General features: G+C 70.3%; 12 protein-coding genes. 10 read left to right on the forward strand and 2 right to left on the reverse strand.

What is annotated here, in order from left to right; translation table 11 throughout:
- The first annotated feature begins 51 nt into the window (after positions 1 to 51).
- The 4 genes from ACZ5LB_RS11325 to ACZ5LB_RS11340 all read left to right on the forward strand — a co-directional run bounded on the left by ACZ5LB_RS11325 (position 52) and on the right by ACZ5LB_RS11340 (position 6,339).
- Positions 52 to 1,059, forward strand: a complete 1,008-nt coding sequence (locus ACZ5LB_RS11325; RefSeq protein WP_464602327.1) for a M20 family metallopeptidase — start codon at positions 52 to 54, stop codon at positions 1,057 to 1,059.
- Positions 1,056 to 2,108, forward strand: a complete 1,053-nt coding sequence (asd, locus tag ACZ5LB_RS11330) for an aspartate-semialdehyde dehydrogenase (protein WP_464602328.1) — start codon at positions 1,056 to 1,058, stop codon at positions 2,106 to 2,108. Before ACZ5LB_RS11325 ends, asd begins: the two co-directional genes overlap by 4 nt.
- A 203-nt stretch (positions 2,109 to 2,311) precedes the next feature.
- Entirely contained in the window at positions 2,312 to 4,267 is a 1,956-nt protein-coding gene (locus tag ACZ5LB_RS11335) for a hypothetical protein (protein ID WP_464602329.1), read from the forward strand.
- A complete protein-coding gene (locus ACZ5LB_RS11340; protein ID WP_464602330.1) occupies positions 4,264 to 6,339 on the forward strand; it encodes a transglutaminase domain-containing protein in 2,076 nt (691 codons plus the stop codon). The genes ACZ5LB_RS11335 and ACZ5LB_RS11340 overlap by 4 nt, the downstream gene beginning before the upstream one ends.
- Here the strand turns inward: ACZ5LB_RS11340 and ACZ5LB_RS11345 are convergent.
- Positions 6,323 to 7,294: a YoaK family protein gene (locus tag ACZ5LB_RS11345; RefSeq protein ID WP_464602331.1), complete on the reverse strand. Its 972-nt coding sequence runs from the start codon at positions 7,292 to 7,294 to the stop codon at positions 6,323 to 6,325. The genes ACZ5LB_RS11340 and ACZ5LB_RS11345 overlap by 17 nt on opposite strands.
- 132 nt (positions 7,295 to 7,426) lie before the next feature.
- Here ACZ5LB_RS11345 and ACZ5LB_RS11350 point away from each other — a divergent pair, with 132 nt between their 5' ends.
- Genes ACZ5LB_RS11350 through ACZ5LB_RS11375 form a run of 6 tightly spaced genes read left to right on the forward strand, consistent with a single transcriptional unit; the run spans position 7,427 to position 14,648 of the window.
- The gene (locus ACZ5LB_RS11350; RefSeq protein ID WP_464602332.1) at positions 7,427 to 9,373 is read left to right on the forward strand and encodes a proton-conducting transporter transmembrane domain-containing protein; all 1,947 of its coding nucleotides are present in this window, start codon (positions 7,427 to 7,429) and stop codon (positions 9,371 to 9,373) included.
- Entirely contained in the window at positions 9,370 to 10,299 is a 930-nt protein-coding gene (locus tag ACZ5LB_RS11355) for a respiratory chain complex I subunit 1 family protein (protein ID WP_464602333.1), read from the forward strand. The genes ACZ5LB_RS11350 and ACZ5LB_RS11355 overlap by 4 nt, the downstream gene beginning before the upstream one ends.
- A gap of 3 nt (positions 10,300 to 10,302) precedes the next feature.
- Positions 10,303 to 10,938: a hydrogenase gene (locus ACZ5LB_RS11360; protein ID WP_464602334.1), complete on the forward strand. Its 636-nt coding sequence runs from the start codon at positions 10,303 to 10,305 to the stop codon at positions 10,936 to 10,938.
- 4 nt (positions 10,939 to 10,942) lie between these two features.
- On the forward strand, positions 10,943 to 12,376 hold the full coding sequence (locus tag ACZ5LB_RS11365) for a proton-conducting transporter transmembrane domain-containing protein (RefSeq protein WP_464602335.1): 1,434 nt from the start codon (positions 10,943 to 10,945) through the stop codon (positions 12,374 to 12,376).
- Positions 12,373 to 13,884 (forward strand): hydrogenase large subunit, encoded by a 1,512-nt coding sequence (locus ACZ5LB_RS11370; protein WP_464602336.1) that lies wholly within the window; start codon positions 12,373 to 12,375, stop codon positions 13,882 to 13,884. Before ACZ5LB_RS11365 ends, ACZ5LB_RS11370 begins: the two co-directional genes overlap by 4 nt.
- Positions 13,884 to 14,648: an NADH-quinone oxidoreductase subunit B family protein gene (locus ACZ5LB_RS11375; RefSeq protein ID WP_464602337.1), complete on the forward strand. Its 765-nt coding sequence runs from the start codon at positions 13,884 to 13,886 to the stop codon at positions 14,646 to 14,648. The genes ACZ5LB_RS11370 and ACZ5LB_RS11375 overlap by 1 nt, the downstream gene beginning before the upstream one ends.
- Here the strand turns inward: ACZ5LB_RS11375 and ACZ5LB_RS11380 are convergent.
- The gene (locus ACZ5LB_RS11380) at positions 14,638 to 15,669 is read right to left on the reverse strand and encodes a hypothetical protein (RefSeq protein WP_464602338.1); all 1,032 of its coding nucleotides are present in this window, start codon (positions 15,667 to 15,669) and stop codon (positions 14,638 to 14,640) included. The genes ACZ5LB_RS11375 and ACZ5LB_RS11380 overlap by 11 nt on opposite strands.
- Between the last annotated feature and the right edge of the window lie 195 nt (positions 15,670 to 15,864).

The raw sequence follows: 15,864 nt of genomic DNA on the forward strand, positions 1-15,864 counted from the left end.
ATGGTTGAAATCACGCATTCGCCATGGGACGGTTCTAGGGTGGGAGCATCCATGCTTGCGCCGCGCCGCCTCATCGAGGACCTTTGCGCCCTGGATTCGACCACGGGCCGGGAAGCCGCGCTGCTCCCCGCGCTCCTGCCGGCCCTGGAGGCCCTGGGGGCCCGGGTGGAGGTGCGGGAGCTGGCCCCCGGGCGCTGCAACGTGCTGGCCACCTGGGGCGAACCCCGGGTGCTCTTCTCCACCCACCTGGACACCGTGCCTCCCTTCCTGCCCCCGCGCTGGGAGGGGGACGCCCTCTTCGCCCGGGGCGCCTGCGACGCCAAGGGCCAGATCGTGGCCCAGCTCCTGGCGGTGGAACAGCTGAGGGATGCGGGCGTGGCCTGGCTGGGCGTGGCCGGGGAGGAGACCGACAGCCTGGGCGCGCGCGAGGCCCTGGCCTGGAAGGACCGCTTCGCCTCCTGCCGGGCCCTGGTCAACGGCGAACCCACCGGCCTGAAGGTTGCCTCCGGGCAGCGCGGCGTCAAGAACCTGCGCCTGGCCTGCCGCGGGGAGGCCGCCCACGGCGGCAGCCCCGAACAGGGGCACAGCGCCATCCTCGACCTCCTGGACTGGCTGGAAGGCGTGCGCCGCATCCCGCCGGGAAGGGACCCCGACCTGGGCCCCGAGGTGTGGAACCTCGGCACCATCCAGGGCGGGGGGGCGGTGAACATCGTCCCCGACCGCGCCCAGGCCCTGCTCAACGTGCGCACCGTCCCCGCCTCGGCCTTCCTGGCCCGGGTGGAGGCGCTCCGCCCCGCCCGGGGCACGCTGGAGGTGCAGGTGGACGAGCCCCCCTGCCTCTACCCCGCCCTGCCGGGCTTCGAGCGGGCCATGGTGCCCTTCGGGTCCGACGCTCCCTGCCTTCGGGAACTCATCCCGGACCTCACCGCGGTCCTCGCGGGCCCGGGCAGCATCACGGTGGCCCACACCGCGGACGAACACCTCACCATGCAGGACCTCGCCGACGGCGCGCAGCTCAACCTGCGCCTCGCCCGGCATTTTCTCCAGGAGCAGCCATGAACCGCATCCCCGTCTCCGTCCTTGGCGCCACCGGCGTCGTCGGCCAGCGTTTCGTGCGCCGCCTCATGAACCACCCCATGTTCGAGGTGGCGTGCCTCGCCGCCAGCGACCGCAGCGCCGGCAAGCGCTACCGGGACGCCTGCGAGTGGCGCCTGGAGGGCGAGCCCTACGCGGGCCTGGGGGACCAAGTGCTGGTGCCCTCCGACCCCGCGGAGGCCCTCTCCCCCATCGTCTTCAGCGCCCTGGACAACGCCCCCGCCCGGGAGATAGAGCCCGCCTTCGCCCGCGCCGGCGGCCACGTCTTCAGCAACGCGGCGTCCTTCCGCATGGACCCGGACGTGCCGCTCCTGGTGCCCGAGGTCAACCCCGGCCACCTGGCCCTGCTGGAGACCCAGCGCGCCCGCAGGGACTGGAAGGGCAGCATCCTCACCAACCCCAACTGCACCACCACCGTCCTGGTGATGGCCCTGGCCCCGCTGCACGAGGCCTTCGGCGTGGAGGCGGTGATCATGACCTCCATGCAGGCCGTGAGCGGCGCCGGCTACCCCGGCGTGCCCAGCCTGGACATCCTGGGCAACATCGTCCCCCATATCGGCGGCGAGGAGGGCAAGGTGGAGGTCGAGACGGGGCGCCTCCTGGGCAAGGTCGTGGACGGCCTGGCGGTGTCCGATCCCATGGCGGTCTCCGCCCTGTGCTACCGGGCGCCGGTCATCGACGGCCACACCGAGAGCGTGAGCGTCAGGCTCAAGGGCAACCCCTCCCCCGAGCAGGTGCGCGAGGTCCTGGCGGCCTGGAAGCCCCTGCCCCAGCGCCTGGGCCTGCCCAGCGCCCCGGAGGTCCCCATCCGGATCCACGCGGCCGAGAACCGGCCCCAGGTGCGCCGGGACGTGGAGATGGACGGCGGCATGAGCGTCCACGTGGGCCGAATCCGCCCCTGCGGGGTCCTGGGGCTCAAGTTCGCGCTCCTGGGCCACAACACCGAGCGCGGCGCCGCGGGGGGCTCCGTGCTCAACGCCGAGCTGGCCGTGTCCCAGGGCTTCGTGTCCTAGAAGCCCGGCATTCACCGGGGTCCGGCCACCTTCAAGGTGGTCCAATCGTATAAATTGTTCCTTAGCCTGGGTTTCTGCGGCCGGGCCCCGCGGGAGCCGGCCTTGCGAACCCGGCCGAAGTACGCAAGCCTGGGCCATCCCCATCCAACGCGTCTGGCCCCGGCCCAACCGCCGCAAGCCCCCCGCCCTGCCCCGGAGTCCCCATGAACCGCTTCCTGGCATCCGCGTTCCTCGGCCTTGCGCTCCTGGGGACCCTCGCGGGCGCGGCGCCGGTGAAATGGCCGCCCATTCCCGCCGACGTCTGGGCCATGACCGAGGCCAGCCTTCCCGGGGGCCTCGGGGCCCTCAACCTCTCCCGGCGGCTGCGCGTGACGGACACCTTGGCGCTCAATGAATTCCGCATCCGCATCTGCAGCCAGCGGGGCCGCAGGGCCGCGGAATTCTCGTCCTTCGGACCGGAGGCCGCCGTCGCCGGAAGGGTGGTCTACCGCGACGGCACGGAACTGGCCTTCGATTCCGAGAAGGACTTCCACCTCAAGACGAGCCTCGCCACCCGGGACGGGGAGGTGAAGGAGAAGGTGCTGGTTCCGCCGGGACTCACGGACGACTGCGTGGTGGACCTCCGGTGGGAGGCGCCGCGGCAATGGCTCTCCTGGGCCAAGCTCGGCCGGGGAAGGGAGACCTGGGATCTGGCTTCCACCTACCCCACCCAGGTCCTCACCGTCGAGATCGGCCAGCGCAACTGGTTCGACTGGTTCTTCAGCCCCGCGGGCCTGGCCTGCGTCCCGGTTTCCACACCCGACTGGAGGGTGCTTACCCTCAAGGACGTGCCGGCCTCGACCGAGGTCCCCTTCACCCTGAAGGCGACCCGGAACAGCCCCACGCTGAAGCTCTTCGTCCAGGGCGACATCATCCGGGCCGCTTCGCGTGAAGGGACGGACGCGTTCTGGAAGAAGGTCGTGGAGCTCTACAGGGACTACTTCACGAAGGACCTGAAGATGGGATCGCGCTACAGGGCCTTCTCGGAAGCCATACGCCAGGACCTTCCCGCGGGCCACCAGGCCCTGGCCCAGGAACTGGCCCTGCGGATCCAGTCCAAGGTCCTCAACCTCCGGAGGCTGAGCCTGGAGGAGCAGTCCCGCAGGACCCGCAAGCAGGCCGAGGAGGAGATCGAGATGAAGGACCTGGAGGCGCTGGCCAAACGCGGCACCGCCAACAGCGAAGGGATCTTTGTGCTCTTCCTGCAGCTGCTCAAGGAGTCCGGAATCAAGCCCAAGGTGCTCCTGGTGGTGGACCGGGACAAGGGCGTCCTGCACCGCGAGGAAAAGAACATCAACCAGATCGACGACTACCTGGTGAGCGTCGAGGAGCCCGGGAGACCGCCCATCCACCTGGATCCCACCATGCGGTTCGCTCCGCCCACCCTCGTGCACCCCGACTACCAGGGCACGCCCTGCATCGAGATCGACACCACAACCTGGACCAGCCGCTTCACGGACCTGCCTTTCCAGGCCGCGTCCACCAACCGGCGGCGGGACACCTACCGCCTTGAGCTCCTGCCCGACCAGGACCGGTTCACGATGGAGGCGGACTTCCGCGGGTACGACGACTACCGCTGGAAGGTGCGGTTCATGAACCTGGAGCCCCGGGAGCAGGACCGCAAGCTGCGCGAGCAGCTCGAGGTGCGACTGGACACGCTTGTCGACAAGGCCCAGGTGCTCCACGCCACCGATCCGCGCACGCCCATCCAGTGGAAGGCGTCAGGCCGCATCGACCGGGCCATGGGAAGGCACCGCCGGGTGGATCCCTTCCCCATGACGCCCGATGCCCTGCCGGTTCCGGACGCGCTCTCCGAAACGCGCTCGGATTACATCGTGCTGTCCTACTGCCTGGAACGGGAGGCCGTCAGCAGGTTCCGCCTCCCGGAGGGCTACGGATGGAAGGGCACGCCGCCCTACCTGAGATCCAACGAATTCGGCTCCGTGAGCCTCACCGCCGTGCGCGAGGACGGCCCCGACGGCCCGGAAGGGGTCGCCACGCTCCAGGTGAAGGTGGTCGGGGCCGTGGCCAACCCGGGCCGATGGAAAGCGTTTAAGGAATTCCTGGGATGGATCCGCGAAGCCGGCTCCGCCCAGCTCATCCTCGAGAGAAACCCATGACCGCCCGCCGCCTCCTCTTCGCGCTCCTTGCCACCGCCCTGGCCGCCCAGAACGTGCGCGGCCTTCCCGATTGGGCAGGGCCCCATGCCCTCAAGGGCGCCGCCAACCCGCCTCCGGGGGATCCGGACGCCTGGGTGCTTTTGGACCGCACTGAATTCGCCTACCGGGGCGACGGGGAGATCCGCAAGCGCAACTTCCGCCTCGTGCGCATCCTCACGGAGCGCGGACTCGACCAGGGCGGGTACGTCCTCCACGGCCTGGGTGGGGCTTCCAGCCGCATCAAGTCCCTGAAGGGCTGGAATCTCCGCCCCGACGGCGAGACCGTGAAGCTCGACAGGAGCTTCGTCGTGACCGTCGACACGGCGAACGCGGCCAGCTACTCCACGGGCACCACCACCGTCGCCGCCCTGACGCGGGTCGTGAAGGGCAGCTTGGTGGCCTTCGAGTCCGAAGAGGTCATCACCCATCCCCTGGGCCCGCTGGACGCCACGAACATCCTGGAGCCCCGTCCCATCCGGCGCTGGGAGCTTGCGATGGTCAAGTCGGTGGGGTGGTTCACCGCCACCTCCACCGAAGGCGTCGGGCTGCGCCTGGAGGCCCGCCATTTCGCGCCGCTGTTCCCCCAGCCCGACCCCAAGGCCACCTCCCTGGCCCTGGACGACGTGCCCGCCCTGCCCCGCCACGAATCCGGTGTACCCGCAGCCCGGAACGTTCTGCCCTGGGTGGCCCTTTCCTTTTCCGACCCCGTCGTGCCCAACGCCATCGACCTGGCCAGCTGGGACACCTACGCGAAGTGGACCCATGCCATGTACGAGCCCCGGACCCGGCCCTACAACGGCCTGGACCTGGCCGGGGCCACCGGCCTGGACGCGCTCCGGGCCATTCGCCGCTGGATGCAGCGGGAGCTGACCTACAAGCAGGTCTACCTGACCCCCGACCGGGGCTGGGTCCCCGGATTGCCCGAGGACGTCCGCCGCGCGCGGTTCGGCGACTGCAAGGACCTCGCTGGACTGTTCATCGCCGCGGCCCGGGGCGCGGGGTTCACCGCCGTCCCCGTCGATGCGCGCATCGCCGAGGGTTCCATCGAACCGGACGAACCCGTGGGCCCCTTCGCCTTCAACCACGTCATCGCAGGCATCCGCCTGGACAAGAGCGAGGGCCTGCCGGCGGAAGTGGTGACGCCCCAGGGCCGCTTCCTGCTCGTGGACCTCACGGAGCAGTTCACGCCCCTGGGACGCCTGGGCGAGGCGCACCGGGGCCGGCGCGTGCTCATCTGCACCGATCAGGGCGGTGCCTGGGCCTCGATCCCCGGGGAGGCCGTCATTCCCTCCAGGGTGGAGGTGCTCCTGGACGGGACCGAGACCGACACCGGCGCCCTGAAGGGCACGCTCACGGTCACCGAAACCGGCGAGGGCGCCGGACTCCGGCACCTGGCCCTGTCCGGTGGGGCCCGGGCCGTCCGGGAACACTGCGCGACGCTCCTGCAGCTTCCCGCGGGCTCCCGGTGGGACCTCGCGCCCCTTCCGGACCCCAAGGACGGCCAGGAGGCGTTCCGCATCAAGGTCAACTTCCAGCTCCCCGAGGCCTTGGAAGCCACGGGCACCGAGTGGCTCCTCCCGCGCCTGGGCCTTCCGCCTTCCCCCGCGTCCATCCAGCGCCTGGGCGAACCCCGGCGCCTTCCGGTCTCCCTCGTGGGGGGGCCCACCTGGGACTGGCATGCCACGCTCCGCCTGCGCACCCCCAAGGCCCCCGCCATGCCCGCCGCCGACCTGGAGACGCCCATGCGCTCTCTCCGGTTCACCGCCGAGCGCAAGGGCGATACCCTCGACTTCCGGCTTCGCCAGACCCGCCGGGAGGCAACTTATCCCTACGAGCGCCGCGAGGAAGGCGTGGCGGCCCAGCGAAGCGACTGGAAGCGTTTCCGGACCTTCGTGGACGAGGCCCTCACCGTGACCGTGCCGCCGGCCCCCGCCGCCGTCCCGGCCCAGACCGTCGATCCCGCCAGACCCGCGAAACCCGCCGATCGCCCCAACCCCGCCAAGGCGAAGAGGCGGCCTACCTCCCGCGGATGAACAGCTCCCGCGCCAGCGCCCTGGCGCTGCGGTAGTCGGGCGCCCCCCCCATCATGCGCCAGCGCACCCGCAGCTCGTGGACCACGGGCCGCACCGCCAGCACGAAAAGGAAGGCCGCCAGGAACACCGTGACCTTGTAGCCCACGTGGCGGAAGCCCATGGCCCCGGCGACGCCTCCGCCGGCGAAGGACAGGAGGATCAGGCCGTGGAGCTTGAGGCGGTCGCGGTTGCCCCGGATGGGGTCGCTGCCGCGGCGGTGGAAGACGTTGGGGTACACCAGGCGACTGAGTTCGATGCCGAAGTCGGTGAGGTTGCCTGTCATGTGGGTGGTGCGCACCTCCGCGTTGGAGATGGAGGTCACCACGGAATTGTGCATCCCCATCATGAAGGACAGGAGGATCACCGTCATGGGCAGGAAGAATTCGCGCGTATGGCTCAGGGTCCCGCCCATGAGGCCGAAGAGCAGGAGGAGCCCGGCCTCGATCATCAGGCTCAGGGCATAGTGGCCCCGGAACTTCAGGCGGCGCCCCAGGTTGATCAGGGTGCCCGAGGTGAACGCGCCCAGGGTGAAGCACACCAGGATCTCCAGCGCCGCGTAGGCCAGGCGCATGCGGCCCCGGGCGATCGCGTCGGCGAACCGGGAGAAGGTCCCCGACACGTGGGAGGTGTAGCTCTTGACGGCCAGGAACCCGCCCGCGTTGACGGCCCCGGCGATGAAGGCCATGGACCAGGCCAACTGGCGGTTCAGGCGCTTGGTCCGGTCCGCGCCCTGCTTGGTGAGGAGGTTGGCGTCCAGGGGCAGCAGGTCGAAGGTGGTGCCGATGGCCTTGCCGATGCCGTGGGGCACCGTTTCCAGGTTCAGGTGCCCCTGGAGGAGGCGCACGGTGCGCTTCCGGGCGACGCGGAGGTAGCGGTGGTGCCGCCGCGTACGGGCGGTGGGGCGATGCGGGCTCATGGCTCCATTATTCCGACCGCAGGTGCGGAATGGGATTAAATGATAGACTCTTGGCTGACACGCCCCGACCCGACGCACCGCAGGAAGAGCTCGCGCATCGAACCGGGGCCGTGCTGCTCCGGCGGAACGATGGTGCTTCAGAGTCTTTATTTCAGCGCGCTGCTCCTGGCCACCCTTTCGGGGGTGCCCGGCTTGGCGGGGTCCGCCCGCGGGGGCCGGGTGGCATCCTGGATGCTGACCGGTTCGGCCCTGTGTGCGCTGGGGCTCGCCGGGAGCGTCCTCTACGGGGGTCTGGCCTGGCAGGCCGAACTGCGGTGGGCCCTTCCCGGGGCCCATTTCCTTTTCAGGGGGGATCCCATCGGGACCTTCATCCTGGTGCCCGCCACCCTGGTGCCCGCCATCCTCTCCTTCTACGCCGAAGGCTACTGGAGCGACGGCGCCCACGCCGACACGGCCCCGGGGCTGCGCCTGTTCTTCGGCATCTCGGTGGGCTGCATGATCCTGCTCACCGCGGCCGCCAACGCGGTGCTCTTCCTCTTCGGGTGGGAGATCATGGCGATCCTGGCCTTCCTCATGGTCACCACCAGCGACCAGGACGCCGCGGTGCGCGAAGCGGGGTGGGTCTACCTCGTGGCCTCCCACACGAGCGCCCTCATGCTCTTCGCGGGCTTCGCCCTGCTGGCCCTGGGAACCGGCACCGGCTTCGACCTGGGTCCCATGCGTCCCGGCTTCGCCTCGACGTCCGCGGGAACCGCGGCCTTCCTCCTGCTGCTCGGGGGCTTCCTCCTCAAGGCGGGCGTGGGCCCGCTCCACGTGTGGCTCCCGGGCGCCCACGCCGCGGCCCCCAGCCACGTGAGCGCACTGCTTTCGGGTCTCATGCTCAAGATGGGGATCCTCGGGATCCTCCGGATCATCGCCTGGACCCCTGACCCGCCCCTGTGGTGGGCGGGACTCCTCACGGGCCTGGGCGCCGCCTCGGGAATCATGTCCATGGCCTTCGCCCTGGGCCAGAAGGACCTCAAGCGGCTCCTGGCCTACAGCTCCATCGAGAACGTCAGCGTGATCGCCCTGGGCCTGGGACTGGCCCTGGCGGGCAAGAGCCTGGGCCTGCCGGCCCTGGTGCTGCTGGGCGGGGCCGGCGCCCTGTTCCACCTTCTCAACCACGCCCTGCTCAAGCCGCTGCTCTTCATGGGCGCGGGCTCGGTGATGCACGCCACCGGCACCCGGGACCTGGAACGGCTGGGAGGCCTGGCCCGCGCCATGCCGCGCACGGCCTTCCTGTTCCTGGCCGGGGCCTTCGGCATCTGCGCCCTTCCGCCCCTGAACGGCTTCGCCGGGGAATGGCTCATCTACCTGGGGGCCTTCCGCGCCATCCAGCCCCAGGGCTGGGTGTGGGCGGTGGTGACCCTGGCCTCCCTGGCCGTCATCGGGGCCCTGACCGTGGCCTGCTTCACCCGGGCCTACGGGATCGTCTTCCTGGGCGAACCCCGGAAGGAGCTGGGCGGACCCGCCCACGAGTCCCCCCGGAGCATGACCGGGACCATGGCCGTGCTGGCCGGGATCTGCCTGTTCATCGGACTGTTCCCGGCCGCCCTGGGCAGGGCCCTGCAGGCGGCGGCGGGGGACCTGGGCCCGGGCCTGCCCCCCCTGGGCAGCCTCGCGGGCCTGGGCGCACTCACCCTGGTGGCGGTCATCGGCATCCCGGTGGGGCTGGCGGTTTGGCAGACCATCCGCAGGAGCCCCTCCAACCGCTCCATCACCTGGGACTGCGGCTACGCCGCCCCCACGGCCCGCATCCAGTACACGGCCTCCAGCTTCTCCCGCATGCTCACCGACGCCTTCCGCTGGCTGCTCCTGCCCATCGAGCGCATACCCCGCATCCAGGGGCTCTTCCCCCGGGAGACCCGCTTCCAGTCCCAGGCCCCCGACACCCTGCTGGACCGCGGCATGAACCCCGCCGCCTCCTTCGTGGCCTCGGTGCTGAGCTGGCTGCGCTTCCTCCAGGCCGGGCACCTGCCCATCTACCTCCTGTACGTGGTGCTCACCCTCGTGGCCCTGTTCGCGTGGACCCTGCAATGATCCGGAACCTGGCTCAACCCGCCCTCATGCTCCTGGCCCAGATGGCCCTGACCCTGGCCCTGGCCCCGCTGCTTCCGGGGATCGTGAACAAGGTGAAGGCCCTGTTCGCGGGCCGGGTGGGTCCCCCGGTTTTCCAGCTCTACTACGACCTGGCCCGGCTCCTGCGCAAGGGCGCCGTCTTCAGCCGCACCACCACCGGGGTCTTCCTGGCGGGGCCCGCGGTGTCGGTGGCGGTGCCCTTCACGGCCGCGCTGCTCATCCCCATGGGCGGGGCCACGGCCCCGGTCTCCTTCGCGGGGGACGCGGTGGTGCTGGCCTACCTCTTCGGGGTGGCCCGGTTCTTCGTGGTGCTGGCCGCGCTCGACACCGGCTCGGCCTTCGAGGGCATGGGCGCGGCCCGCGAAGTGACCTTCGCGGTCCTGGCCGAAGCCGCCCTCTTCATGGGACTTGCCACCCTCGCGCGCCTCTCGGGCGGGCCCACCCTGGCGCCCATGCTCACCGCCGCCGGCCAGGGCTGGCGCGCCGCCGGCGGACCCCTCGCGCTGGTGCTCACGGCCTGGGTCATCGTGTTCCTGGTGGAGAACTGCCGGATTCCCTTCGACGATCCCAACACCCACCTGGAGCTCACCATGATCCACGAGGCCATGGTGCTGGACCACTCGGGCCCCCCCCTGGCCGCGGTGCTCTACGGCGCCAGCCTCAAGCTCTGGGTGCTGGGCGCGCTGGTGGTCAAGCTCTGCCTGCCGCTGCGCGGCACCTGGTGGATCGACTGGCCCGCGTTTCTCGGGGGCATGACCCTGCTGGCCTGCGGCGTGGGGGTGGTCGAGTCCATCATGGCCCGCCTGCGCATGCGCCGCGTCTCCCAGGCCCTCATCGCCGCGGTGGTGTCGGGCACCTTCGGCTTCCTTCTCCTTCTCCTGGCCTGAACCATGACCCCGAATCTCCTGCTCGCCGCGATCATGCTCATCAACTTCATGCTGGTGGCCAGCAGCCGCGTCAGCAAATGCATCCAGTTGGCGGCCCTCCAGGGCGGGCTCCTGGCCCTGGTGCTCCTGCTCATGCACGACCACTGGCCCTTCCACGTCCTCCTCATGGCCTTCAGCACCGTGGCCATCAAAGGGGTGGTGATCCCCGCCATGCTCAACCGGGCCCAGGACCGCATGAAGCCCCAGCGTGAGCCCGAGCCCTACGTGGGCTACACCCTCACCCTGGTCATGGCCGCGGCCGGCACCGGCCTCGCCTTCATCCTGGCCCGGCGCCTTCCCCTCCAGGCCGGCAACCTGGGCACCCTCTTCGTGCCGGCCTCCATCATGGCCCTCTTCACGGGGTTCCTGCTCCTGACCACCCGCAAGCGCGCCCTCCTGCAGGTGGTGGGCTACCTGGTGCTGGAGAACGGGGTCTACCTCTTCAGCCTCCTGCTGGTCAAGCAGATGCCGCTCCTGGTGGAGACCGGGGTGCTGCTGGACCTGGTGGTGGGCATCTTCGTCATGGGGATCGTCATCAACCACATCCAGACCGCCTTCGACTCCCAGGACACCCATCGCCTGGCGCACCTGAAGGACTGACGCCGTGATCCTCGCCCTCATCTGCACCCCCCTGATCGCCGCGGCCGTCGTGTGGTTCATGAAGCCCGGGCTGCACCGGGCCCGGGTCCTGCCCGTGGCGGGGCTGATCCACCTGGCGCTGGTGCTGGTGGCCCTGGCCCGTTCCTCCCACCTCCAGCCCGGCGCCTGGTTCCGCCTGGACCCCCTGGGCGGGTGGATGCTCCTGGTGGTGTCCACGATCTTCACCCTGTGCTCGCTCTACGCGCCGGCCTACCTCGCCCTGCGCATGGAGCGCAACTTCGGCGTGTTCGGCGTGGCCATGCTCGGCTTCCTGGGCATGGCTTCCCTGGTCGCCGTTTCGCGGCACCCGGGCGTCCTGTGGGTGGGCATGGAGGCCACGGCCCTTTCCACCACCCCGCTGCTCTACTACAACAAGAACAAGCGAAGCCTCGAAGCCACGTGGAAGTACCTCCTCATCTGCTCGGTGGGCATGGCCCTGGCGCTGCTCGGGACCTTCTTCGTGGCCTACGCCGCGCAGCAGGGGGGCCTGGGCGAACCCATCTACCTCGACCGCCTCGTGGCCAATGCCCGGGCCATGCCCACCCCCTGGCTCAAGGCCGGATTCGTGCTCCTGCTGGTGGGCTACGGCACCAAGATGGGCCTGGCCCCCATGCACACCTGGAAACCCGACGCCTACGGGGAGACTCCGGGCATCGTGGGCACCATCCTGGCCGGGGGCGTGACCACCATGGCCTTCCTGTCGCTCCTGCGCTTCTTCTCGATCATGGCCGCCGCGGGGCTGGGGCCCTTCTGCCGGGAGCTGCTGGTGGGCATGGGCCTCCTGTCCATGACCTGGGCGTTCGTCTTCATGATCCGCCAGGGCGACCTGCGCAGGCTCCTGGCCTACTCCAGCGTGGAGCACATGGGGATCCTGGCCTTCGGGGTGGGCATCGGCGGAAAGGCCACCCTCTTCGCCCTGTTCCACGTGGCGGCCAACGCCCTGGTGAAGAGCGTGCTCTTCCTGGGCTCGGGCAACATCGTCCGCAGCTTCTCCAGCAAGAACCTGGCCGACGTGAGCGGGGCCATGCGGCGCCTTCCGGTGTCGGGCTGGTGCTTCCTGCTGGGCTTCCTGGCCATCGTGGGATCACCCCCCTTCGCGCCGTTCACCAGCATCTTCGGCATCGCATCCTCGGCCCTGGGCAGCGGGCACCTCCTGGCGGGTTCGCTCTTCCTGGCCCTGCTGGCGGCCATCTTCACGGCCATGGGCTCGGTGATCCTGCCCGTGCTGCAGGGCAATCCGAACCCCGCCAGCGTGCGCACCCACTACGAGGACACGTTCGGCCTCACGGCCCCCCTGATCCTGGCGCTGGGGCTGGCCCTGGTGCTTGGAACCTGGCTTCCGGGGCCCCTGCAGTCGCTGCTCTCCCGGGCGGCGCTCCTCGTGGAGGGCCAGCCGTGACCAGCGCGCCCATCACCAACGGCACCGCCATCCCCCTCTCGGAGGTGCCCCTCCTCCCCTTCCCGGATTTCCAGGAATACATCGTGGAGTCCTGTGGTGCCGACCACCGGCTCGTGGCCCTGTCCGTGGGCCCGGACCTGGCGGGCACCGCGGTGCTCGCCTCGGGAGCGGGCCCGGTGCTGCGGGCGCTGCGCACCACCTTTCCCGCCGCCGGATTCCCGTCCATCACGCCCCGCTGCCCCGAAGCCCACCTCTTCGAGCGGGAGATCGCCGAGCAGCGCGGCCTGAAGATCTTCGGCCACCCATGGTTCAAGCCCGTGCGCTACCAGCGGGCCCTGGGCACCCCCCGGGACGCCTGGGACCGCACCGGGCCCATCCTGCCCGGCGTGGCCGACTTCTACCGGGTGGAGGGCCGCCAGGTGCACGAGGTGGGCGTGGGCCCCGTGCATGCCGGCGTCATCGAGCCGGGCCACTTCCGCTTCCAGTGCAACGGCGAGACCGTCTTCAACCTCGAGATCGCCCTGGGCTATCAGCACCGGGGCATCGAGCGCACCCTGGCCGGGGGCCCCCACCGCACCACCCTCAAGCACATGGAGACCGCCTCGGGCGACACCACCATCGGCCACCTGTGGGCCCATTGCCTTGCCATCGAGGGCCTCCTGGACCTGGAGGTGCCCCTGCGGGCCAACCTCATCCGCGCGGTGGCCCTGGAACTCGAACGCCTGGCCAACCACACCGGGGACCTGGGGGCCATCGCCGGCGACGTGGGTTTCCTGCCCACCAGTTCCTACTGCGGGCGCCTGCGGGGCGACTGGCTCAACATGACCGCGGTCCTCTGCGGCAGCCGCCTGGGGCGCGATCTCGTGAAGCCCGGGGGGGTGCGCTTCGACGTGGACGCCGCCCGCATCGCCGATCTTCGCGAACGCCTGGAGGCCACCGCGGGCGACACCGCCAACGCCCTGGACCTGCTCTGGCACACCCCTTCGGTGCTGGCGAGGCTGGAGGGCACCGGGCGGGTCATCCCGGCCCAGGCCAAGAATCTCGGCCTGGTTGGGCCCGCGGCCCGCGCCTGCGGCCTGGACCGGGACGTGCGCCGGACCCACCCCTTCGGACCCTACCTGGAGGCGGCCATCCCGGCCGTGAGCGAAGACCTGGGGGACGTGGCGGCCCGCGCCCGGGTGCGCACCCAGGAGATCCAGGCCAGCGTCGAGTTCCTGCGCTGGGCGCTGGACGTGCTCGGGGCCCTGCCCGCGGGACCGGTGGAGGTGGCCGCGCCGAAGGCCCTGCCCCCGAACCACCTGGCCCTGGGCATGACCGAAGGCTGGCGGGGCGAGATCGCCCATGTGGCCCTTACCGACGAGGACGGCCGCTTCGCGCACTACAAGATCGTGGACCCCTCCTTCCACAACTGGACCGGGCTGGCCCTGGCCCTGCGCGGGGAGGAGATCTCGGATTTCCCCCTCTGCAACAAGAGCTTCAACCTCTCCTACTGCGGGTTCGACCTCTGATGCTGAAGATCCTGGCTTCCCGACTGCGGCAAGGGCACCGCACCAACCACTACCCGGACGCCGTCCCGCCCATGCCGGACCGTTTCCGGGGCCTGCCCTCCCTGCCGGAGGGCCCCTGCCCCCCGGAATGCAGGGCCTGCGTGGACGCGTGTCCCACCGAGGCCATCAGCGCCGGCCAGGGCCTGGCCATCGACCTGGGCCGGTGCCTGTTCTGCACGGAATGCACCGACGCCTGCCCCGAGAAGAGCCTGCGCTTCACCGACGAGTTCCGCCTGGCGACCCGCTCCCGGGAGGACCTGCTCGTGCGATCCGACCTCACCTTCCAGGCGGCGGCCGCCCTGGACGCGAAGGCCCTCGCCCTCTTCGGGCGCTCCCTCAAGATCCGCGTGGTGAGCGCCGGCGGCTGCAACGGCTGCGAAGTGGACGTGAACGTGCTGGGAACCATCGGCTGGGACCTGGGCCGCTTCGGCATCCAGGTGGTGGCCAGCCCCCGCCACGCCGACGCCGTGCTCATCTGCGGCCCCGTGACCCGGAACATGGAACTGGCCCTGGCCAAGACCCTGGAGGCCACCCCGGACCCCAAGCTCGTCATCGCCGTGGGCGCCTGCGCCATCAGCGGCGGCCCCTACCTGGAGCAGGAGGAGCAGCTGTGCGGCGCCGTGGGGGCGGGCATCCACGTGGACCTGTTCATCCCGGGGTGCCCCCCGCACCCGCTGACCATCCTGGACGGGCTGCTGAGGCTGCTGGACCGGGTCAAGGCCTAGGCACCACGGCCATGCCCTCCAGGTCGGAGGTCCGGGAACCGTCCGTGAGGGGGATGGGAATGCCGTTCTTCCAGATCACGGCCGTGAGGACCTCATGGTCCAGGACCGAGCCCCCGAAATACAGGTCCTGGCCCGACAGGCCCCCGGCGCAGGCGGCCCCCAGGGCGTCGGATTGCCGGATGGCCGTTCCGTTTTTCCAGACGACGGCTTCCGCGGACCCACCCGGGAAGGCCTTGCCGGCCACGTAGACGACCCCGCCGGATACGCAAAGGGAGAGCGCTTCGGATCCTCCGGGGCCTTCGGTGAGGAAGGCGCCGCTGCCGTTCTTCCAAAGCATGGCCCGGTGCACGCCGTCCACGCTCTGGATGCCCGCGACGTAGACGTCCCCGCCGGAGACCTCGACGGCCGTGGCCTCTGAAGGCGCGGCACCGTCGCCAAGGGTGTGGGCGAGGCCGTCCCGCCACAACCGGGCCACCCGCACGCCCTTCATCTCCTCCCACCCCGCCACCAGCACCGCGTCCCCATCCACGGCCACGGCACAGGCCACCGCTTCCGACTGCCCGCCGCTGAGGGCCGTGGGCTCGCCGTTCTTCCAGATCTTGGCCACGGAGTGGGTGCCGTTGGACTCGTAGCCCGCCACCAGGACGTCCTCCCCGGAAACCGCCACCCCCAGCGCCTCCGCCCCATTGAGGCCGTCGGTGAGCCGCCTCAGGTCCCCGTTGGTCCAGAGGGCGGCCACGGAGCCCTCCTCCGAAAAAAGGCTGCCCGCCACATGGACCGTGCCTCCGGAGACAGCGACCGCCTTCGCGTTGGCGTTGTCCTCGCCGTGGGCCAGGGGCGCCGGTTCCCCGTTCCGCCACAGGACCGCCCTGCTGCCGGTTTCCGTGGTGACGGATCCCACGGCGTAGACCGTGGCCCCGGCGAAAGGCGAAGCGGTCCGCCGGCCTTCCGCGCATCCCAGGGCCGCCCCCAGGATGAGCAGGGCCAGCAAAAGAAGTTGGAATTTGCCAGACGGCGTCATGGGGAGCCCGGAGATTATTTATTAAGAATTTATTTATCATCTTCTCCCCGTCAAGGCGCCCCGGCGCCAGACCCCAATAAGATGATCCTTTCAAAATCTATGAAAACAGGCATCCACCCTAAAAAATGGAAATGAATGGAAATCGCTTCCCTGAATGAAACCCGGATTGGACTTGAATCACTTATGGTATCGGAG

Source organism: Mesoterricola sp. MK458, assembly GCF_055384935.1.

Excerpts from the sequence above, each read along its gene's own strand:
- ACZ5LB_RS11325 (WP_464602327.1), top strand. The coding sequence starts at position 52 with ATGCTTGCGCCGCGCCGCCTCATCGAGGACCTTTGCGCCCTGGATTCG.
- asd (WP_464602328.1), top strand. The coding sequence starts at position 1,056 with ATGAACCGCATCCCCGTCTCCGTCCTTGGCGCCACCGGCGTCGTCGGC.
- ACZ5LB_RS11335 (WP_464602329.1), top strand. The coding sequence starts at position 2,312 with ATGAACCGCTTCCTGGCATCCGCGTTCCTCGGCCTTGCGCTCCTGGGG.
- ACZ5LB_RS11340 (WP_464602330.1), top strand. The coding sequence starts at position 4,264 with ATGACCGCCCGCCGCCTCCTCTTCGCGCTCCTTGCCACCGCCCTGGCC.
- ACZ5LB_RS11345 (WP_464602331.1), bottom strand. The coding sequence starts at position 7,294 with ATGAGCCCGCATCGCCCCACCGCCCGTACGCGGCGGCACCACCGCTAC.
- ACZ5LB_RS11355 (WP_464602333.1), top strand. The coding sequence starts at position 9,370 with ATGATCCGGAACCTGGCTCAACCCGCCCTCATGCTCCTGGCCCAGATG.
- ACZ5LB_RS11360 (WP_464602334.1), top strand. The coding sequence starts at position 10,303 with ATGACCCCGAATCTCCTGCTCGCCGCGATCATGCTCATCAACTTCATG.
- ACZ5LB_RS11375 (WP_464602337.1), top strand. The coding sequence starts at position 13,884 with ATGCTGAAGATCCTGGCTTCCCGACTGCGGCAAGGGCACCGCACCAAC.
- ACZ5LB_RS11380 (WP_464602338.1), bottom strand. The coding sequence starts at position 15,669 with ATGACGCCGTCTGGCAAATTCCAACTTCTTTTGCTGGCCCTGCTCATC.